This is a genomic window from Caulobacter radicis (assembly GCF_003094615.1).
Lineage (GTDB): Bacteria > Pseudomonadota > Alphaproteobacteria > Caulobacterales > Caulobacteraceae > Caulobacter > Caulobacter radicis.
Window position 1 is genome coordinate 115,786 of sequence record NZ_QDKO01000009.1, and the last position, 19,744, is coordinate 135,529.

Sequence of the window (19,744 nt, forward strand, 5' to 3'; positions counted from 1 at the left end):
CAACCTCGCCCTTCGACAAGCTCAGGGTGAGGTTTCGACTGTGCGGTCGTTGAATTGGTCCTCATCCTGAGCTTGTCGAAGGACGAGGACCCGCACGAGAAGATGGAGGGACCGATGGTTCGTGTAGCGTCCGTCGCGATCGTCGCGGCCCTGCTGGCTTCGCCGGCCCTGGCTCAGGATCCCAAGCCGATCGCCGCCGTCGCCGCCGGCGGGCCGGCCCAGTCGGGAGCGCAGGCCGAGATTCTGCTGGTCGACCGCGCGGCCGACGACGGCGCCAAGGGGTCGCTGCGCTGGGCGATCGAGACCAGCAACGCCGAGCCGGGCCGCTACCGCATCGAGATCGCCGCCCCGGCCATCGTGCTGAAATCGGCCCTGCCGCCGATCAAGGGGCCGGTGGCCATCGAGGGCCGGGCCTTCGCTCGCACCGGCGGCCACAACGTCGTCGACGGCTCGGGCTATCTGCCGCGGGACCTGAAGTCCTGCCCCGGCATGGTCCAGGGCCAGTACGGCACCAATGTCCGCACCGCCAGCAATCCCGGTTTCGCCCTGGTCGACACCAAGGGCGTGACCCTGCGCGGGCTGGAGATTCGGGGCTTCTGCATCGGCGTGCTGGTGCTGCGCACCTCGAACGCGGTGATCGCCGACAATCGCATCGTGCGGAACATCGGCGGCGCGGGGGTGATGCTCAGCGGCGACGACGGCAAGGGCGGCTCGACCTCGCACACCACGCTCGACAACAAGGTGCTGCGCAACGCCTTCGTCGAGAACGGCGACGGCCTGGAGCTGACGCGCGGCGCGGCCTTCAACCTGATCGCCGACAACAGCTTCGACGGCGGGACCGACAACCTGGAGCCCTCGCAGGGCATCGAGATCCTGTGGGGCAACGACAACACCGTCGTGGGCAACAGATTCTCCAACTATTCCGACGGCCTGCAGCTGAACTGGGGCGCGCGCAACTACATCGGCGCCAATGTCTTTGAGGGCAATGCGTTCGGGATCAGTGTCAGCGGGGCCGACAACATGATCGCCGGCAACGAGATCCGGGGAAACGGGATCGGCATAGCCGTGCGCCCCGAGGCCAAGGTCGCCGCCAACCGCATCAGCCGGAACGCCATCGCCGGGAACGGCAAGCCGATCATGCTGTGCTCGGCCGGCGGCTCGTGCGACGAAAAGATGGTCCGGGGCGGCATCGTCGTCGGCCCGCCGGGACTGGAGCACGCCAGCTTCGTCGGTTCGCGCGGCATGGGCGTGGTGTTCGACAAGGCCGGTGCGGCCCAGGTCTGCACGGCGGACAACACGCCGGAAAAGTGCCACGCGGCGCCGCAGTTCGGGCTCCAGCCGCCGCGGCTGGCGAGCGCTCACGTGGTCAAGGACGAACTCGCCGTGGGCGGCGTGCTGGACGGCCCGCCCAACGCCGCCGTGCTGATCGAGGTGTTCGGGAGCCGGCCGCTGGGCCAGGAGGGCGAGCGGTACCTGGGGGCGATGCGGGCGGTGACTGACGCTGGCGGTCGCGCCGAGTTCTCGGGCAAGGTCGCCGGGGCCAAGATCGGCGACGCGATCACCGCGACGGTGACGACGCCGGCCGGGGCGACCTCGGCGTTCTCGGCGGCGGTGGCCGTGGGGCGGTAGCCGCTTGGCGACAGCTCCCGCCATTCAAGATCCTCCCCCTCTGGGGGAGGTGGCCCGGAGGGCCGGAGGGGGGGCGTTTTCAGCTTTCGAGGTATCGGAAGGCCGCCATCAAGCTTCCCCCTCCGTCGGCTTCGCCGACACCTCCCCCTTCAGGGGGAGGATCTTCGCCCTACGTCCCCTCCTTCATGAACGGCGCGACCGCGAAGATCTCCCGCTCTTCCTTGCGCGGGTCATCCACCATCGCCGAGGTCTCGTCGACCACCAGGGTCGGCCGCCGGGGCAGGGTGTATTTCTCCCAGGCCGGGATCGCCGCGCAGTTGGGATCGCCGGTGCGGGCGAACGCGGCGAACGCGGCGCTCAACTGGTCTCGCACCTTCGTCGCCGCCGGGCCCGTGCCGGTCATCGAGCCCTTGGCGGCCAGCGTGCCGAACACGAGCGCGATGTCATAGCTGTGGTAGGCGCCCATCCGGGGATCGGTCTGGGCGCCGAAGTCCAGCTGGTACATCCAGGCCGGGGCGCCGATGCGGGCCCGCTGCTCGGCCTGGATCAGGTGGCCCGGCCACGAGCGCCCGGCCGTGGTGATGGCGAAGAACAGGTCCGACGGGCTGGCCTGCGGATAGAGCGCCCGATAGCGGCCGACCAGGTATTCGGGCGACATGTCGAGCACCATTTCGTTCTCCAGCCGGCCCGGCAGTTCCTCCCAGGTCAGGGCGAAGTTCTTGGGATCCCCGCCCAGGAAGGCCTTGGTCTCGTCGTGGGTATTGCCGATGATCATCGGGATATGCCCGCTCTCGCGCGGGGCGTCCGGATAGAACGGGTGGCGCGGCAGCACGCCGTGGTCCACCACCGACCAGAAGACGATCCCGCCCTTGCGCTCCAGCGGGTCGCGCATCTTCAGCGCCTCGACCAGCTGGGCGGCGGGCAGGGTCTTGAGCTTGTCGGTCTCGTCGGGTTTGAGGCCCAGCTTGTCCATGAAGGCGCGGGCGCGGATGGTGGCGTGGATCGGTCCCATGGCGGTGACGTGCTGGCCGCTCATGGTGGCGACCTTGTGGTAGAGGCCCGCCGCGCGCGGCATGGCCATCAGGGTCACGCACTTGGCCCCGCCGCCCGACTGGCCGAAGGTCATGACGTTGCCCGCATCGCCGCCGAAGGCCGCGATGTTGTCGCGCACCCATTGCAGGGCCAGGATCAAATCCAGATTGCCGACATTGCCGCTGTCGGCCAGCTCGGGCCCGCCCAGGCGGGCGAGATAGCTGTAGCCGAAGGCGTTGAGGCGGTGGTTCACCGTCACCACCACCACGTCATAGGTTTTGGCCAGCCAGGTTCCGTCATAGAGCGGGCTGGAGCCCGAACCGTTGGCGTGGGCGCCGCCATGCACATAGACCATCACCGGCCGCTTGCGCCCATCGGCCAGCCCCGGGGTCCAGACGTTGAGGAAGAGGCAGTCCTCGCTGGTGGCCTCGTCGGTCTTCAGCTGCGGCGAGGCCGCGCCATAGGCCAGGGCGTCGGCGATCCCCTTCCAGGGCTGGGGGCCTTGCGCCGGCTGGAAGCGGCGAGCCGAGGTGTCGGCGCCGTAGCGTACGCCCTTGAACACCTTGATCCCGTCCACCTCGGCGCCGCGCACCCGGCCCGCCGTGGTGGTCGCCACTGGAGCGGCCCGTCCGGCGGCGTTGACCTTCAGCGGAACGGCCAGCGCGGCGGCTCCGGCCAGCACGGCGCGGCGATCGAGGGTCATGGTGTTCTCCCGTCTTTTATCGTTGGGCCGCGGCGGCCGACGGGAGGAGGCGCGCGTCAGCGCTCGTCCGGATCCGCCGGCGAGGCCTCGGCCAGGCAAAGGTCGATGAAGGTCTGCAGGATCGGGCTCTCGTTGTCCTTGCGCCAGGCCATGTAGAGCTCGACCGGCCGGTCGGGCGTGGTCTCGACGGGGCGGAACTGCACGTCGTCGAAGTGGAGGCTCATGGCCGACTCCGGCACGATCGCCGCCCCCAGGCCCGCATGCACAAGCGCCAGCATCGAGTGGATCTGGGTGACGTGCTGCACGTAGTTCGGGGCCACGCCATGAGCGTCGAACAGGGTGGTCAGCATGTTGTAGAAATAGCCCGCGCCCTCGGGCGAATACATGATCAGCGGGCCGGCGTCGAAGTCGGCCAGGGTCAGGCTGGCCTTGACCAGGCGAGGGTCGCCGTTGGGCAGGGCGGCCACCAGGGGCTCGCTCAGCACGCGGGCGGTGGCGAACTCGGCGCGGTCCATCGGCGGGCGGACGAGACCGATGTCGATACGGCCGGTCAGCAGGGCCTCGACCTGCTCGCGGGTGACCATCTCGCGCAGCGTCAGGTCGGCGTTGGGCAGGCGGGCGTTGGACAGGATCACCAGGCGCGGCAGGAAGCTGTAGCCGGAGACGGCGGTGAAGCCGATGGCGATCTGGCCGGCGTCGCCGCTGGCGATGCGGCGGGTGGCCAGGGCCGCGCTCTCGGCCAGGCGCAGGATGCGGCGGGCCTCCAGCAGGAAGGCGCGGCCGGCGGGCGTCAGGCGCACCGAGCGGCTGGTGCGGTCGAGCAGGGTGACCCCGAGGATGCGCTCGAGCAGTTGCACCTGCCGGCTCAGCGGCGGCTGGGTCATGTTCAGCCGCTGGGCCGCGCGGCCGAAATGCAGCTCTTCGGCGGTGGCGACGAAGCAGCGAAGCTGGCTGAGTTCGAACATCGGAAAGCGCCCGTCGACAACACCCTGGAGTCGCGAGGCTAGACGTTCGTTCGGCCCTATCGCCAGGGCCTTCTTTCCAGGCAGGGTCGAGAGCGCGGTCATCGGGGGCGCGACGGGGGTCGATACGCCGGGCGCATCGACCCCATCGTCCTCAGCCCTGGACGCGGGCGATCAGGCCCTGGAGTTCGGAGAACTCCGCGGGCGTCAGGTCGGTCAGCGGCTGGCGCACGGGCCCGGCGTCGCGGCCGACGGCCTTCATGCCCGCCTTCACGATCGAGACCGCATAGCCCTTACCCTTGTTGCGCAGGGCGATGTAGGGCAGCACGAAGTCGCGCAGGCCGGTCATCACCGTCTCGCGGTCGCGGGCGCGCACGGCCTTGTAGAAGCCCAAGGCCCACTGCGGCAGAAAGTTGAAGATCGCCGACGAATAGGTCGTCACGCCCATTTCCAGATAGGGCAGGGCGAAGGTCTCGGCCGTCGGCAGGCCGCCGATATAGGTCAGGCGGTCGCCCATGCGGGCATAGACCCGCATCATCAGCTCCAGGTCGCCCACGCCGTCCTTGAAGCCGACGAGGTTGGGGTTGCGGTCGCACAGCTTCTCGAGGGTGTCCTCGTTGATGATGGCGTTGTCGCGATTGTAGACGATGACGCCCAGGCTGGTGGCCTTGCAGACCGACTCGATGTGGGCGAGCAGGCCTTCCTGGGTGGCGTTGGTCAGGTAGGGCGGCAGCAGCAGCAGGCCGTCGGCGCCGGCGGCCTCGGCGTCGCGCGCCAGGTCGGTGGCGATGGCCGTGCCGTAGCCGCAGCCGGCGATGACCGGGATCTTGCCGGCCGTCTCGGCGACCGCCGCGCGCACCACCTTGCCCACCTCGTCGGGACGCAGCGAGAAGAACTCGCCGGTGCCGCCGGCGGCGAACAGGCCGGCCAGCTCGTGGTCCAGCATCCAGGCGCAGTGCTGGCGATAGGGCGCTTCCAGGAACTGGTGCTGGGCGTCGAAATGGGTGACGGGGAACGACAGCAGGCCGCCGCCGAGCTGGCGGGCCACGTCCGTCGGCGACATCTGGCTCATGAAGTCCTCTCCGAGCGACGGCCTGTTCCCGAACGCCGGGAGGCCGTTTCTTGAGGCTGACGGTAGAGAGCCGCTCCGCCGGGGTCTAAGCCAAAGGCGCTATCGACCGATACCGGAATTGGCTCGATGGCCGGACGCTGAAAACCGTTCCCCGAACCCCGCCTGCGCGGTGAATTCCACCTTCGGGCGTGCCTCTGGGTTTGAACTCGCGGATAGAGTTGCCCGCAAGTATCGTTTGACGTTCATCTTTGTAGTCCGGTTGTCGAAACCATCGTTTTCCCGTTTCGGGAAGTAATGCGGCCTTTGGTCGCGGCGACACCCTCTGGAACTGCTGCTCAATCAGCCATACGGCCTCGCTTGTAGGTCCATACGCGTAACAGATAGCATCGGCCGTCCGCGCTCGTTGGAAAGCTTGACTATAAGAGTGGAAGGTTCTTCGGCGATGACAGCAATGCAGCCATGGCCGTCGATCGAGGGCCAAGACTCGCGGGCGCTGGCATGAGGGCGGGGGTTTCGCCCAAGTCGTTCCTGGAGCGGGCGATGCTGCGCGTCGGGGTGGGGCTGCTGGTCGCCGCCTTCCTGGCCGTCGCCGTCGTGGCGATCGTCATGCCGCTCAGCTTCAAGGACCAGGCCCTGTTCGCCGGCGCGACCATCGTCGGCGTGGTCGTCGCCAACCGCCTGTCGCAGTCCAAGCACCTGACCATCGCCCTGTGCGTCGTCTCGGTGATCGTCAGCACGCGCTATCTGTGGTGGCGTACGACCGAGACCCTGCACTTTCGCAACGCCGCCGAGGCGTTCTTCGGCACGGGCCTGTACCTGGCCGAGATCTACGCCTGGCTGATCCTGCTGCTGGGCTACCTGCAGACGGCCTGGCCGCTGCAGCGCCCGGTGCGGCCGCTGGAGGGCGCGCCGCCCAGCTGGCCGACGGTCGACGTCTACATCCCGACCTACAACGAGAGCCTGGAGATCGTGCAGGACACGGTGCTGGCCGCGCTGGGGATGGACTACCCCCGCGACCGCTTCAAGGTGTACCTGCTGGACGACGGCCGCCGTCCCGAGTTCAAGGAGTTCGCCGAGCGCGCCGGGGCGATCTACATGACCCGCCCCGACAATTTCGGGGCCAAGGCCGGCAACCTCAATCACGCCCTGGAGCAGACCGACGCCGAGCTGGTCTGCATCTTCGACTGCGACCACATCCCCACGCGCGCCTTCCTGCAGATGACGCTGGGCTGGTTCCAGGAGGACCAGCGCCTGGCCCTCCTGCAGACGCCGCACCACTTCTACTCGCCCGATCCGGTGCAGCGGAACATCCAGACGGTGAAGGACATCCCCGGCGAGGGCGACCTCTTCTACGGCGTCGTCCAGCCGGGCAACGACCTGTGGAACGCGGCCTTCTTCTGCGGCTCCTGCGCGGTGATCCGCCGCTCGGCCCTGGAGGAGACCCACGGCTTCGCCCACGAGACCGTCACCGAGGACGCCCACACCGCGCTGAAGCTGCAGCGCAAGGGCTGGAACACCGCCTTCCTCGAGATCCGCCTGTCGGCCGGCCTGGCGACCGAGCGCCTGGCCCTGCACATCGGCCAGCGCATCCGCTGGGCGCGCGGCATGACCCAGATCTTCCGCGTCGACAATCCGCTGCTGGGCAAGGGCCTGACCATGGCCCAGCGGCTTTGTTACCTGAACGCGATGCTGCACTTCCAATTTCCGCTGCCGCGCATCGTGTTCCTGACCTCGCCGCTGGCCTTCCTGCTGCTGGGCTTCAACATCATCAGCGCCTCGGCGCCGGTGATCCTGGTCTACGCCCTGCCGCACCTGGTGCACTCGATCGTCACCAACAACCGCATGCAGGGCGAGGAACGCATGGCGTTCTGGGGCGAGATCTACGAGACCCTGCTGGCCTTCCACCTGGTGGCGCCGACCATCGTCACCCTGTTCGCGCCCAAGCGCGGCAAGTTCAACGTCACCGACAAGGGCGGGCGGCTGGAGAAGGGCTATTTCGACTGGTCGCTGATGTGGCCGCACGTGGTGGTCGCGGGCCTGCTGATCGCCGGCCTGTGCTGGGGCATGTGGAAGCTGGTGACCGCCGAGCCCGACCTCGTTCTGTTCGGCACCCTGGTGCTCAACACCTTCTGGACGCTGTTCAGCCTGCTGGTGCTGCTGACGGCGATCGCCGTCGGCCGCGAGACCCGCCAGGTGCGCCAGCATGTCCGCATCGAGGCCTTCCTGCCCGCCCGCCTGCGCCTGACCAACGGCGAGGTGCTGGACGTGGAGACCCGCGAGGTCTCGATGGGCGGCCTTTCGGCGATCGTTCCCGACGGCTTCTGGGGGAACGACCGCCACATCGACACGGTTGAATTCCTGCATGACGAGCGCGCCCGCCAGTTCAAGGCCCGCGCCGTCATGTTCGACAAGGGGGTCTTGAGAGTGCAGTTCCTGCCGCTCGGCTTTGCCGAACGCCGCGACCTGGTGCGCAACGTCGTGGGCCGGGCCGACGCCTGGCAGCCCAACGCCCACTGGGCGCCGGTGCGGCCGCTGGCGGCCCTGGCCGGCCTGGTGCGGGCCAGCGCCAGCATCCTGTTCTGGTGGCGGGCGGCCAAGCCGGCGGCCCTGACGCCGCGCTCGCGGGCCAGCGGTCCCGACGGCGGCGCGGCCGTGATCCTGGCCGGCGCGCTTCTGGCCGGCGCCCTGGGCTGGAGCGGCCAGGCCAAGGCCCAGGCCCTGCCGGCCGAGATCGCCGCCCCGGCGCCCGCTGGTTCTACCCGCGTGCTGACGCTGAAGGACCTGGGGTTCGGCCAGCCGCTGCGCCTGCAAGGCGTGCAGGGCGAGGCCGGTGTCGACTTCACCCTGCGCCGCGACGAGGTGGTCACGGCCGCGCGCCTGGTGGTCAACGGCGCCTATTCGCCGTCGCTGCTGGGCGACCTGTCGCAACTGGCCGTCACCCTCAACGGCGAGCCGGCCGGCACGGTGATGCTGACCCCCGACCGCGCGGCGGGGACCGAGTGGTCGATCCCGATCGACCCGGCCCTGTTCCTGCGCGACAACAATCTCAATCTCCGCTTCATCGGCCACTACACCCGCGCCTGCGAGGACCCGCAGCACTCGTCGCTGTGGATGAACGTCTCCAACCAGCGCTCGCGCCTGGAGCTGACCGTCTCGCGCCTGCCGGGCCGGCCGGACCTGTCGCAGCTGCCTGGGCCGTTCTTCGACAAGGGCGGCGGCAAGCTCGTCCTGCCGTTCGTGTTCGCCGAGACCCCGTCCGACGCCGTGCTGCGCGGGGCGGGGGCGGCGGCTTCGTACTTCGGCATGCGGGCCAGCTATCGCGGCTTTGCCTTCCCGACCCTGATCGGCGCCCTGCCGCAGGGCGAAGGCGTGGTGTTCGGCCAGTCGGGCCAGGCGATCGGCGGCCTTGTCCTGCCGCAGGTGAACGGCCCCACCCTGGCGGTGGTCGCCAACCCGCAGGCGCCGGACCGTTGGCTGCTGCTGGTGGTCGGCCGCGACACCTCCGAGATCCGCCGCGCCGCCCTGGCGCTCAGCATCTCGCAGGGCGGCCTCAGCGGCGCCATGGCCCAGGTCGACACCGCCCTGATCGCCCCGCGCGCGCCCTATGACGCGCCGCGCTGGCTGCGCATGGACCGTCCGGTGCGGATGGGCGAGCTGGTCGACGCCCAGCTGCTGCAGGCGCCGGGCCTGTCGCCGGCCCCGGTCAACGTGCCGTTCCGCGTGGCCCCAGACCTCTTCCTGTGGCCGGTGCAGGGCGCGCCGATGCGCGTGCGCTACCGCTATCCCAAGGGCCCGTGGTTCGACCGCGAGCAGTCGCGCCTGGACGTGTCGCTGAACGGCCAGTACCTGCGCTCCTACCGGCTCAGCGCCCAGGACCGCACCGCCGAGGTGCGCGGCCTCTTCAACCGCTTCGCCCGCAACGAGCACAGCCTCGATTTGCCGCCCTACCTGCTGTTCGGCGCCAGCCAGCTGCAGTTCTATTTCGACATCAAGAGCAACAAGACCGGCGCCTGCCAGGGCCAGCTGCCGACCAATGTCCACAGCGGCATCGATCCCGACAGCACCATCGACCTCAGCGGCGGGCGCCACTTCGCGGCCCTGCCGAACCTGGCCTTCTTCGCCAGCGCCGGCTTCCCGTTCACGCGCAACGCCGACCTCGACAAGACCACCGTGGTGCTGGACGCCGCTCCGGCCCCGGCCGACATCGAGGCCTATCTGAACCTGATGGGGCGCTTTGGCGACGTCACCGGCGCGCCGGTGACGCGGGTGGCGATCTCGCGCACGGCCGACGCGGCCTCGCTCAAGGGGCGCGACGTGCTGCTGATCGGACGGCCCGAGACGGCGCGACGGCTCTCCGGCCTGTTCGCCGGCGCGCCGGTGACCTTCGAGACCGATCGCCTGCGCCTGAAGACCGCGGCCCTGGCCGAGCGGGTGTTCCTGATGGCCAACGGCGAGGCGGCCAAGGCGCGCGGGCAGGCCGACGACCTGCTGGTGGCCGGCGACGGCTTCGAGGGCCTGGTCAGCTTCCGCTCGCCCTATGACGGCGACCGGGCGGTGGTGGCGGTGCTGGCCAGCGATCCGGCCCGTCTGCCGGCCGTGCTCGCCCGCCTGGACGATCCGGCCCAGAACGCCCGCGTGCAGGGCGACCTGGCGGTGGTCACCGAGGACGGCTTCTCCAGCTTCCAGGTCGGCAAGCAGTTCCACACCGGCGACCTGCCCTGGTGGGTCTACATGATGTGGTGGCTGAGCCAGCGTCCGCTGCTGCTGGCCGCAGCCATCTTCGGCGTGGGCCTGGCCCTGTCGTTCCCGATCATCTTCGCGCTGAAGTCCGTCGCGCGCCGTCGCCTCGAAGGGGGCAGCCACCAGTGAAGACCCTGCGTCGCATGTCCGTAGAGGCCGCCCTGGCCGCCATCCTGATGGCGGGCGGGACGGCCAGCGTCGCCGAGGCCCAGACCGGGAGCGCGCCCGGTGGGGCGGCGGTTTCCGCCCTCGTGCGCCAGGGCGACTTCTGGAGCCAGAAGGGCCGCAAGGACCTGGCCGCCGACGCCTACAAGCGCGCCCTGGCCGCCGATCCCGGCAACGCCGCCGCCAGGCGCGGCCTGGCGGCGCTGGACGCCCCGCAGCGTCCGGGCGCCAGCGCTCCGGCGGCCGCCGGCGGCGACCTGGCCCGCGCCCGGTCCCTGGCCCAGAAGGGCGACAGCGCCGCGGCCGCGGCCGCCTACCGCCAGGCCTTCGGCGGTGCGACCCCGCCCGACGCCCTGGCCCTCGAATACTACCAGACCCTGGCCGGCGCCCCCGGCGGCGTCGCCCAGGCCCAAGCCGGCCTGCGCGCCCTGGCCGCCCGCAAGCCCGGCGACCAGAATGTGCAACTGGCGCTGGGCCAGGCCCTGACCTATCGCGAAGGCAGCCGCCGCGAGGGCGTGGCCGTGCTGGCCCGCCTGGCGGGCGGCGGCGGGGCGGTGTCGGGCAAGGCCGCCAGCGCCTGGCGCCAGGCCCTGACCTGGATGGACGACAGCCCGCGCAACGCCGACCTGTTCGGCGACTATCTGGCCGCCCGTCCCAACGACGCGGAGATCTCGCGCAAGCTGGCCGCCGCCAAGGTGGCGCCCAAGGCCAGCGCTTCAGCCCCCGTCGATCCGTCGGCCGGCGACCGCGCCAAGGGCTTCCAGGCCCTGCAGGCCGGCGATGTCGCCGAGGCCGAGCGCCGCTTCCAGGCGGCCCTGTCGCGCCGGGCGAGCGACGCCGACGCCCTGGGCGGCCTTGGCCTCGTGCGCCTGCAGGCCCAGCAGTTCACCGAGGCCGCCGATCTTCTGACCCGGGCCGGCCGCGCCAGCCCCGCCAGCGCCGGCCGCTGGAAGGAGGCCCTGACCAGCGCCCGCTTCTATTCCGGCCTGCAGACCGCCCAGGCGGCCCTCGACCAGGGCCAGGCGGCCAAGGCCGAACAGACCCTGCGGCCGCTGACCGCACAGACCTATCCCGACCGGCTGCTGGCCTCGAACCTGCTGGCCGAGTCGCTGCGCCGGCAGGGCAAGGCGGCCGAGGCCGAAAGCGTCTATCGCCAGATCCTGGCCGCAGCGCCTACCCAGGCCGAGGCCCAGCAGGGCCTGGTCCAGGTGCTGCTCGACCAGGGCCGCACGGGCGAGGCCGAGACGGTCGCCGCCGCTTCGCCGGCCCTGGCGCCCGACGCCAGCGGCCAGAACCTGCTGCGCGGCCGCATCGACCACGAGCGCGCCAACCAGCTGTGGGCCAACGGCGACCTGTCGGGCGCCAACGCCGCCTTCGAGAGCGCCCTGGCTTCGGCGCCGCGCGACCCGTGGGTGCGGCTCGACTTCGCCCGCTTCCTGGCCGGGCAGGGCGAGGCCCAGGCGGCCGAGGGGCTGATGTCCCAGGTCTCGGCCGGCAGCGATCCCGAGCAGATCCACGCCGCCGCCGTCTTCGCCGACCAGCAGGGGCGGCCCACCGAGGCCCTGGCCCTGCTCGGCCGCGCCTCGACCGCCCGGATGACGCCGGAGATGACCGCCTTGCGCGGCCGGCTGGAGATCGACGCGGCCATCGACCAGGCCAGGCAGGGCGGCAGCGTCGCCCAGCTTCGCGGCCTGGCGGCCCGTCCTGGCCTGTCGGTCGACGCGCAAGGGCGGCTGGCTTCGGCGCTGTACGACCTGGGCGACCGCCAGACGGCGCTGTCCATCGCCCAGCGCACCCTGGTCGAGGGCGTCACCGAAGCGCCGGCCAGCTATGACGGCATGGTCGCGGTGCTGGCCAAGGCCGGCCGCGACGCCGAGGCCGCCGCGATCATCCGCCAGGCCGCCACCCGGGCCGGGACTTCGCCGGAGGGGACGCGCGCCGTCGCCGACCTGACCGCCACCCTGGGCGCCGAGCGGGCCGACCGCCTGCGCGCCTCCGGCGACCTGGCCAGCGCCTTCGACGTTCTGTCGGCCGCCTTCGCGGTGGCCCCCAAGAACACCCGCCTCTTGGCCCCGCTTGGCCGGGTCTACCTCGACGGTCGGATGTACGGCGAGGCCGCCCAGGCCTATGGCGTGCTGCTGCGGGCCAAGCCTGGCGACAAGGAGGCCCTGATCGGCCTGGCCGACGCCTCGGCCGGCAAGGGCGACCTGGCCGGCGCCCGCCGCACCCTGGCCCAGGCCATCGCCGCCTCGCCGCGCGACGCCGACCTCTATCTCGCCTCGGCCCGGGTCGAGCGCCAGGCCGGCAACGAGCGCGGCGCGCTGGAAGCCCTGCGCACCGCCAAGCTCCTGCGCGAGCGCACGCCGACCTTCGGCTCGGGGCTCGACGCGGTGCTGGCGCCCGGCGGCTCCAACGCGACGCCGGGCGGCGGTCTCGGCCCCAACCCGTTCACCAGCGGCGGCGTTCCGGCCCGGACCTCGCCGGTGCTGCCGGTGGCGGCCAGCCGCTACGACCTGATGGGCTCTGCCGCGGCCGCGCCGCTGCTGGGCGTCGACGTGGCCTCGGGCGGCGACCAGCTGGCGGGCGTGCTGACCCCGGCCGCCGCGCCCGCGCCCTCGTACGCGACCAATGGCGAGCGCAACTTCGCGGGCCTGGCCTTCCCGTTCACCGGCCGCAACGGCCGGGCAGGCGAGGCGGCCTCGCCGCGTCCGACCACGAGCGTGGCGCCCGCGCCGGGCAACCCGTTCGTGGCCCCGGCCGCGCGTGATCCGGTGGTCGGCGACATCGATCGCCAGATCGCCGAGATCACCGCCCGCACCGCCGCCCAGGTCGCCGGCTCGGCCCAGATCCGCACCCGCTCGGGCGAGGCGGGCCTTGGCCGGCTGCACGAACTGTCGGCCACGGCCTCGGCCTCGGCCAACCTGGGCGAGGCGCGGTTCACCGCCTCGATCTCGCCGGTCAGCATCGACGGCGGCACCCCTTCGGGCTCGGCCGAGCAGCGCTACGGCGCAAACCAGATCGTCAACGCCCGGGCCATCGTCGGGGAATTCGCGCCGGTCTATCGCGCCGCCTCGCCGCAGAGCGCCTCGGGCGCGTCGGTGAATCTGGCCATGGAAGCCGGGCCGCTGAAGGCCGACATCGGCACGACCCCGATCGGCTTTGGCGACATCGACGTGGCCGGCGGCGTGACCTTCTCGCCGCGCCTGGGCGCCAGCGGCCAGGGCAAGGCCTGGATCGAGCGGCGCCCGGTCACCGACAGCGTGGTGGCCTATGCCGGCGCCCGCGACCCGGTCACCGGCCAGCGCTGGGGCAGGGTGATGCGCACCGGCGGCGGGGTCAGCCTGTCGTACGACGACGGCTATTCGGGCCTATATGGCGACGCCAGCTACAGCCACTACGACGGCGAGCACGTGGCCGACAACGACGGCTACCAAGTCAATCTGGGCGGCTACATCCGGCCCTATCGCCGCGGCGAAACCGAGGTTCAGGTCGGCTTCAACCTCAACCAGCAGGGCTTCGACAACAACCAGAACTTCTTCAGCCTGGGCCATGGCGGCTATTTCAGCCCCAAGACCTTCACCAGCCTGACCGCGCCGATCAGCGTCACCGCCCGGCAGGGCGCGTGGAAGTTCAAGGGCGCGATCGCCCCCGGCTACCAGACCTACAACCAGGCCGGCGCGGCCTATTTCCCGATGGACGCGGCGCTGCAGGGCGAGCTGACCACCCTGGCCCAGGCCGATGCCGACGTCTTCCCCCGCTACTTGGCCCAGAGCGCCAGCGGCTTTGGGATCTCGGGCGGGCTGTCGGCCGACTACCAGTTCCGGCCCGGCGCCAGCATCGGCGGGGCGGTCAATTTCAACACCTTCGGCGTCTACAACGAGACCGCGGTCAGCGTGGGCGTGAAGCAGATCCTCGGTGGAGACGGCGGCCGATGAGCGCCAGCGAGTTCGATCCCCGGTCCAAGGACCTCGGCTACCTGCGCCGGCGGCGGGTCAGCGGCCAGTGGGCGCCGTTCCTGGCCGCGCTGGCCGACGAGCTGGCGGCCGTCGCCGACAAGGGCGCCGTCAAGCGCTTCTTGTGCGCCACCGGCGAGCGGATGGCCCGCCGCCACGCCCTGCCCAAGCTCGAGACGCTGGACGAGCTGGAAGTGCGGCTGAACGAGATCCTCGACGCCATGGACTGGGGCTGGGTGCAGCTCGCCGTGGCCGAAGACCACATCCTCATCACCCATGGGGCCTGTCCGAATGTTCTCGAAGACGACGACGAGCGCGCCTGGCCGCCGCTCATGGCCGAGCTTCTGGCGGGCGCCTACGGCGCCTGGCTGGCGGCGCAGGGAAGCCCGGGCGGGGTCACCACCTGCCGCGATCCCCTGGCTTCTCCGCTGGTGTTCGAGCACCGCGTCTAGGCTGCTGGCGGTGGTGCTGATCACCGCCGCGGGAAGCGCCTGCGCGCGGCCGCCGGATGGCTGGGCGCAGTTCAAGGCGACCTATGTGCAGCCCGACGGCCGCACCATCGATCCCGAGAACGGCGGTGTGAGCCACAGCGAGAGCCAGGGTTGGACCATGCTGCTGGCCGAGGGGCACGGCGACCGCGAGGCCTTCGACAAGGCCTGGACCTGGACCCGCGGCAACCTCGTGCGCAAGAACGCGCCGCTGCTGGCCTGGCGCTACGATCCGCGGTCCAAACCCGCCGTCGCCGACGAGAACAACGCGTCGGACGGCGACATCCTGGCGGCCTGGGCGCTGCTGCGGGCCGGTCGGCGCTGGAAGAACGACGACTATCTGGCCGCGTCCAAGGCCATGCGCGACGCCGTCGCCGAGCGGCTGGTGGTCGAGGTCGGCGGCCGCACCGTGCTGCTGCCCGGCCTCGAAGGCTTCCGCAGCCCGGCGGGGGTGGTCACCAACCCTTCCTATTTCGTGCTGCCGGCCCTGAAGGACTTCGCCGTTGAGGACGGCCCTGCGGCGCCTTGGCGCACACTGGTCGCCGACGGGGTCGAACTGGCCAGGGATGGGCGGTTCGGCGCGCAGAAACTGCCGCCCGACTGGCTTCTGGTGGGCAATGACGGCAGCTTGGCCTTAGCGCCTGAAAAACCCCCATTATTCGGTTTCGACGCCATTCGCGTGCCCCTTTACCTGGCCTGGGGAGGCGAAGATTCGCTGGCGCGCGAGACCGCCGCGTATTGGCGTGGAAAGATTCAAGCCCAAAAACCGCCACCGGCATGGGTCAATATGTCCGACGGGCGGGAAGCCGACTTTCCGCTATCTGGAGGCGGTGTCGCCATCGCCGCCCTGGCCTTGAACGACCCGTCGATCCGGGCGCTGCGGGGAGCGTCGCAGGATCGCACGTACTACTCTGGCGCCCTTGGCCTGCTCGCCGAAATGGCGGGTCGGGAGAAGGGCGGCAAGCGACCTTAACCCCGTGCCGCTGGAAGCGGTGGAGCCGAACCATGGCTGGCGACGTCAACCGACTGTTCTCGATGATCAACCAGGCGAACCTGCCCTACCAGGTGTTCGAGCAGGTCTTCGACGACGCCGCCCCGGTCGTCGAGGCCCAGGCCGCCCTCAGCGAGGGCGAGGCCATGGCCCTGGCCCTGCGCAACGTCTTCGGCTGCCCCCCGGCCGCCAACGAGGACGCGGTGACCGTCGAGTCCGGCTTCCTGAAGGCCTATTGCGAGCCGGCGCCCGAGCCGGTCCAGCCCGCCGCGCCCGTCGCCGAAAAGCCGGCCGGCGCGCGTCTGGACGACATCTTCCGCCGCATGGTCGAGCGGGCCTAGTCGGCCGGGGCGAACCGCAGTTCCACCACCAGTCCCGGCCGCGGCGCGCGGGTGCGGGCGGCCAGGCCGATATCGAGGCGCTGGGCGATCGAGCGCACGATCGCCAGGCCAAGGCCCGCGCCGTTCGCTTCGCTCTTGCTCCTGCCCCGGAAGAACGGGCTGAAGATGCGGCCGATCTCCTCAGGGGGAACGCCCGGGCCGTGGTCCCAGAGCGTCAGCCCAAGCCCCGCGCCGTCGGCCGCGACGACCAGCGACACGCTTCCGTGGCCATAGGCGCAGGCGTTGAACACCAGGTTGCGCAGCAGTTCGCCGACCAGCACCGCATTGCCGGCGGCGACGGCGGTCTCGGGCAGGCGGCGGCGGAAGACCACGTCCGGATAGTCCCGCGCCACCTCGGCGGCGATAGTCTCGACCAGCAGCCGCAGGTCGCTCGTTCCCTCGACGGCGATCGCCTCCGAGCGGGCCAGGGCCAGGAGCTGGCTGAGCACCTGGCGCAGGTTGCCGGCGGCGGCCATCGAGTCCTTCAGCAGCGACTTCTGCGGCTCAGTCTCGATCGTGCGCTCGACCAGGGCCAGGTTGGCGATGATCACCGACAGCGGCGTGCGCAGCTGGTGCGAGGCGTCGGCCGAGAACCGCTCCAGCGCCTTGGTGAAGCGCTCCAGGCTCGGCATCAGGCGGTTGAAGGCGGCCACCACCGGCGACAGCTCGGCCGGGGCGTCGAGATCGCGCACGGGCGCGAAGTCGGGCCGCGAGGACTGGGCGCGGCGGGTCAGGTCGGCGGTCAGGCTGCGCAACGGGGCCAGGCCCCAGGTCACGGCCGGGATGACCAGGGCGGCGGCGACCAGCACCAGCAGCAGCGGCAGGATGATGAAGTTGAATTGCAGCTCGCGCACGCTGGCGCGGCGGGAGTCCAGGCTCTGGGCCACGGCGACCACGACGGGGTCGGCCACGCCCGGCACCATCACCGTCGCCTGGGCGATGCGCACCGGATAGCCGCGCATGTCGGCATAGGCGAAGTCGGTCTCGTTGGGCGGCGGGGCCGGCGGATGGGGCAGGTCGTCATAGCCGGTCACCAGCCTTGGGCCCTGCCGAACGGCGTAGAACACCGCGTCGCGCTCGGGGCTGTCGAGCAGGCCCAGCGACCAGGGCGGCAGGGCGACCTTGGCGCGGCCGTCCTCGGCCCCGATCTGGGCGACGATCGAGGCCACCGAGCCGGCCAGCAGCCGGTCGGAGGTCTTTTCCACCACCTGGTGGGCGGCCAGGGCGCCGGCCAGGGCCAGCGCCGCGCCCAGCAGGGCCAGCGGCGCCACCTGGGCGATCAGCAGGCGGGCGACGAGGCTGGGCGGGCGCCGCCGCCTCACGGATCCAGCCGGTAGCCGGCGCCGCGCAGGGTCTGAAGCTGCGGGCCGTCGGGCAGCAGCTTGCGGCGCAGCCGGCCCACATGCACCTCCAGCGCGTTGGGCGAGGCGGGCTGCTCATCGGGAAACACCTCGGCCGCCAGCTGGCCGCGGTCGACCACCCGTCCGGGGCGCATGGCCAGGGCCTTGAGCGCGGCCCATTCGCGGGGACGCAGGTCCAGCCGCCGCTGGCCGACCCAGGCCGCGCCGGCCTCCCAGTCGCAGGTCAGCGAGCCCAGGGTGACGATGCGGGCGGCATAGCCGCTCTTGCGGCGGACCACGGCGCGCACCCGGGCCACCAGCTCGAACGGGTCGAAAGGTTTGAGCACATAGTCGTCGGCGCCCATGTCGAGGCCGGCGATGCGGTCCTGCACGGCGTCGCGGGCCGTCAGCACGACAATCGGGGTGGAAAAGCCCTCGCGACGCAGGCGCGACAGGATCTCGAAGCCGTCGATGTCGGGCAGGCCGATGTCGAGGATCATGGCGTCGAAGTCGCCGGGCAGGGCCAGGGCCAGCGCCGCCTCGCCGGTCTCGGCGCAGACGGCCTGGTGCCCCTCGCTCTCGAGCGTGGCGGTCAGCGAGCGGCGCAGAGGCGGATCATCCTCGACAACGAGTATCTTCATCGGGGATGTAGCGGGTCACGACGCGAAACGAGGGGAGCGCCGGCCATCCGACGCCGATTGACAGTCGAGGTCAAGAGACGCCGGGCGCTGGGCCTGATCGGCGCGGCGGGCCTGGCCGCGCTGGCGGGGGCCTGCGCGCCGCGTGTCGAGGGCCAGGCGACCAGCGGCTGGGACGTGATGGGCGCGCAGCGCGAGGGCGAGGTCGTCGTCTATGTGAACACCGGCGTCTATGGCCCGGTGGCCGAGGGCTTCCGCAAGCGTTTTCCCAAGATCAAGCTGACCATGGTCGAGGTCGCCGCCCGCCCGCTGCAGGCGCGGGTGATGGCCGAGACCCACAGCGGCGCGCCCGTCGCCGACGTGGCCTGGAGCTCGTCGATGGACATCCAGGTCAAGCTGATCAACGACGGCTACGCCCAGACCTATCGCAGCCCCGAGGCCCGCCACCTGCCGGCCTGGGCGGTGTGGCGCGACCAGGGCTTCGGCGTCACCGCCGAGCCGATCGTCTTCGCCTACAACAAGCGTCTCCTGAAAGAGGAGGACGTGCCGCGCAGCCACGCGGCGCTGCTGGCGGCCCTGCGCGACGACCCGGCCCGCTGGCGCGGCAGGATCGCCATGTACGACCCGGAAAAGAGCGGGGTCGGGTTCCTCTACATGTCCAGCGACACGGTGGTCTATCCGGACGCCTGGGCGCTGTACGACGCCCTGGCCGCCTCGGATCCCGGGCTCTACGTGCCGGGCGCGCCGATCCTGGCCAGCGTCACGGCTGGCCAGCATCTGCTGGCCTACGACATGAACCGCTCCTACGCCGACTGGTGGGCGCGAGGGCAGGGGCCGGACATCGGCTATGTCACGCCCAGCGACTACTATCTGTCGATCGCGCGGGTGGCGTTCATCACCCGCGCCGCACCGCATCCCAAGGCCGCGCGCCTGTTCCTCGACTACCTGATGTCGGAGGAGGGCCAGCGGCGCCTGGCGCAGGCGCGGCTGACGCCGATCCGCGAGGGACTGGGCGCGGCCCCGCCGCCGGGCGGGCGGCCGATCCGGGTCGGGCCGGCCCTGCTGGCCAATTTCGACCAGGGACGGCGCGAGGAGATGCTGGCCCGCTGGCGTCGCGCCCGGGGCGATCGCGACTAGGCGCCCGCGGATTGATCAATTTCTGATCTTTATTTGTGCAAATTGGCCTACCGGGCCGAGCGCCAGCCCATTTTTGCGCCGGACGTTCGCGCCGCGAAGCTGTCACCGACCTGTCACGCGCACCCGATCGGCTGAAACCGACGGGCGACGCCGCGATCCCCTGGGTTGAACTTCAGGAAGAACGTGCCCGCGCATCGGTCGAGGCGCGGCGAAAACGTGCCGCTTCCGGCGGTTTTGCCGAGGCCGGAACGCCCGGCCTAACTGATCCTGCTCTTGCGGAAGAGATCAGGTTCTACCCGACGCCGAAGGCGCAACCGCCCCGGAAACGCTCAGGCAAAAGGACCGCGGAGCACAAGGACGCTGGAAAGCAGGCGCGCCTCCAGGAGGGGCGTCTCGCCGAAGGAGCAAGGGCGCGATCGCGTTCCGAATCTCTCAGGCCAACAGGACAGCGGGGGCAGAGGAACGCCTTGCGATCAGGCGGGCGGCGCGTCGTGCGCCGCTGGCGGATCGCGGC

At 71.2% G+C, this 19,744-nt stretch carries 12 protein-coding genes and 2 riboswitches; of the genes, 7 read left to right on the forward strand and 5 right to left on the reverse strand.

Going from position 1 to position 19,744, the window contains the following annotated elements:
• The first annotated feature begins 114 nt into the window (after positions 1 to 114).
• A complete protein-coding gene (locus tag DDF62_RS03005; RefSeq protein ID WP_116488192.1) occupies positions 115 to 1,629 on the forward strand; it encodes a right-handed parallel beta-helix repeat-containing protein in 1,515 nt (504 codons plus the stop codon).
• Between the two features lie 169 nt (positions 1,630 to 1,798).
• Here the strand turns inward: DDF62_RS03005 and DDF62_RS03010 are convergent, their stop codons facing one another.
• The 3 genes from DDF62_RS03010 to kdgD form a co-directional block, all read right to left on the reverse strand.
• Positions 1,799 to 3,364, reverse strand: a complete 1,566-nt coding sequence (locus tag DDF62_RS03010) for a carboxylesterase/lipase family protein (RefSeq protein ID WP_116487739.1) — start codon at positions 3,362 to 3,364, stop codon at positions 1,799 to 1,801.
• Positions 3,365 to 3,420: 56 nt separating this feature from the next.
• On the reverse strand, positions 3,421 to 4,329 hold the full coding sequence (locus tag DDF62_RS03015; RefSeq protein WP_116487740.1) for a LysR substrate-binding domain-containing protein: 909 nt from the start codon (positions 4,327 to 4,329) through the stop codon (positions 3,421 to 3,423).
• A 151-nt stretch (positions 4,330 to 4,480) separates the two neighbouring features.
• Positions 4,481 to 5,398, reverse strand: coding sequence for a 5-dehydro-4-deoxyglucarate dehydratase (gene kdgD, locus DDF62_RS03020; protein ID WP_116487741.1), 918 nt, complete (start codon positions 5,396 to 5,398; stop codon positions 4,481 to 4,483).
• A 498-nt stretch (positions 5,399 to 5,896) separates the two neighbouring features.
• Between kdgD and bcsA the strand changes: the two genes are divergently transcribed.
• Genes bcsA through DDF62_RS03045 form a run of 5 tightly spaced genes read left to right on the forward strand, consistent with a single transcriptional unit; the run spans position 5,897 to position 16,076 of the window.
• Positions 5,897 to 10,267: a UDP-forming cellulose synthase catalytic subunit gene (gene bcsA, locus DDF62_RS03025; RefSeq protein ID WP_165832156.1), complete on the forward strand. Its 4,371-nt coding sequence runs from the start codon at positions 5,897 to 5,899 to the stop codon at positions 10,265 to 10,267.
• Positions 10,264 to 14,238: a cellulose biosynthesis protein BcsC gene (locus tag DDF62_RS03030; protein WP_116487743.1), complete on the forward strand. Its 3,975-nt coding sequence runs from the start codon at positions 10,264 to 10,266 to the stop codon at positions 14,236 to 14,238. Before bcsA ends, DDF62_RS03030 begins: the two co-directional genes overlap by 4 nt.
• The gene (bcsD, locus tag DDF62_RS03035; RefSeq protein ID WP_116487744.1) at positions 14,235 to 14,708 is read left to right on the forward strand and encodes a cellulose biosynthesis protein BcsD; all 474 of its coding nucleotides are present in this window, start codon (positions 14,235 to 14,237) and stop codon (positions 14,706 to 14,708) included. Before DDF62_RS03030 ends, bcsD begins: the two co-directional genes overlap by 4 nt.
• A gap of 10 nt (positions 14,709 to 14,718) precedes the next feature.
• Positions 14,719 to 15,717, forward strand: a complete 999-nt coding sequence (locus DDF62_RS03040) for a family 8 glycosyl hydrolase (protein WP_165832157.1) — start codon at positions 14,719 to 14,721, stop codon at positions 15,715 to 15,717.
• Between the two features lie 32 nt (positions 15,718 to 15,749).
• On the forward strand, positions 15,750 to 16,076 hold the full coding sequence (locus DDF62_RS03045; RefSeq protein ID WP_116487746.1) for a hypothetical protein: 327 nt from the start codon (positions 15,750 to 15,752) through the stop codon (positions 16,074 to 16,076).
• On the opposite strand, the gene DDF62_RS03050 is transcribed toward DDF62_RS03045, so the two are convergent.
• On the reverse strand, positions 16,073 to 17,437 hold the full coding sequence (locus DDF62_RS03050) for a sensor histidine kinase (protein ID WP_116487747.1): 1,365 nt from the start codon (positions 17,435 to 17,437) through the stop codon (positions 16,073 to 16,075). The genes DDF62_RS03045 and DDF62_RS03050 overlap by 4 nt on opposite strands.
• Entirely contained in the window at positions 17,434 to 18,096 is a 663-nt protein-coding gene (locus DDF62_RS03055) for a response regulator transcription factor (RefSeq protein ID WP_116487748.1), read from the reverse strand. The genes DDF62_RS03050 and DDF62_RS03055 overlap by 4 nt, the downstream gene beginning before the upstream one ends.
• A gap of 57 nt (positions 18,097 to 18,153) precedes the next feature.
• Between DDF62_RS03055 and DDF62_RS03060 the strand changes: the two genes are divergently transcribed.
• Positions 18,154 to 19,230, forward strand: coding sequence for an ABC transporter substrate-binding protein (locus DDF62_RS03060; protein ID WP_116487749.1), 1,077 nt, complete (start codon positions 18,154 to 18,156; stop codon positions 19,228 to 19,230).
• Between the two features lie 266 nt (positions 19,231 to 19,496).
• Positions 19,497 to 19,585, forward strand: a riboswitch (glycine riboswitch).
• A 3-nt stretch (positions 19,586 to 19,588) separates the two neighbouring features.
• Positions 19,589 to 19,681: riboswitch (glycine riboswitch) on the forward strand.
• The last annotated feature ends 63 nt before the right edge of the window (positions 19,682 to 19,744 follow it).

What these genes read in the sequence shown, in the direction of transcription:
- DDF62_RS03005 (WP_116488192.1), top strand. Translation starts at nt 115, where the DNA reads ATGGTTCGTGTAGCGTCCGTCGCGATCGTCGCGGCCCTGCTGGCTTCG.
- DDF62_RS03010 (WP_116487739.1), bottom strand. Translation starts at nt 3,364, where the DNA reads ATGACCCTCGATCGCCGCGCCGTGCTGGCCGGAGCCGCCGCGCTGGCC.
- DDF62_RS03015 (WP_116487740.1), bottom strand. Translation starts at nt 4,329, where the DNA reads ATGTTCGAACTCAGCCAGCTTCGCTGCTTCGTCGCCACCGCCGAAGAG.
- kdgD (WP_116487741.1), bottom strand. Translation starts at nt 5,398, where the DNA reads ATGAGCCAGATGTCGCCGACGGACGTGGCCCGCCAGCTCGGCGGCGGC.
- bcsA (WP_165832156.1), top strand. Translation starts at nt 5,897, where the DNA reads ATGAGGGCGGGGGTTTCGCCCAAGTCGTTCCTGGAGCGGGCGATGCTG.
- bcsD (WP_116487744.1), top strand. Translation starts at nt 14,235, where the DNA reads ATGAGCGCCAGCGAGTTCGATCCCCGGTCCAAGGACCTCGGCTACCTG.
- DDF62_RS03045 (WP_116487746.1), top strand. Translation starts at nt 15,750, where the DNA reads ATGGCTGGCGACGTCAACCGACTGTTCTCGATGATCAACCAGGCGAAC.
- DDF62_RS03055 (WP_116487748.1), bottom strand. Translation starts at nt 18,096, where the DNA reads ATGAAGATACTCGTTGTCGAGGATGATCCGCCTCTGCGCCGCTCGCTG.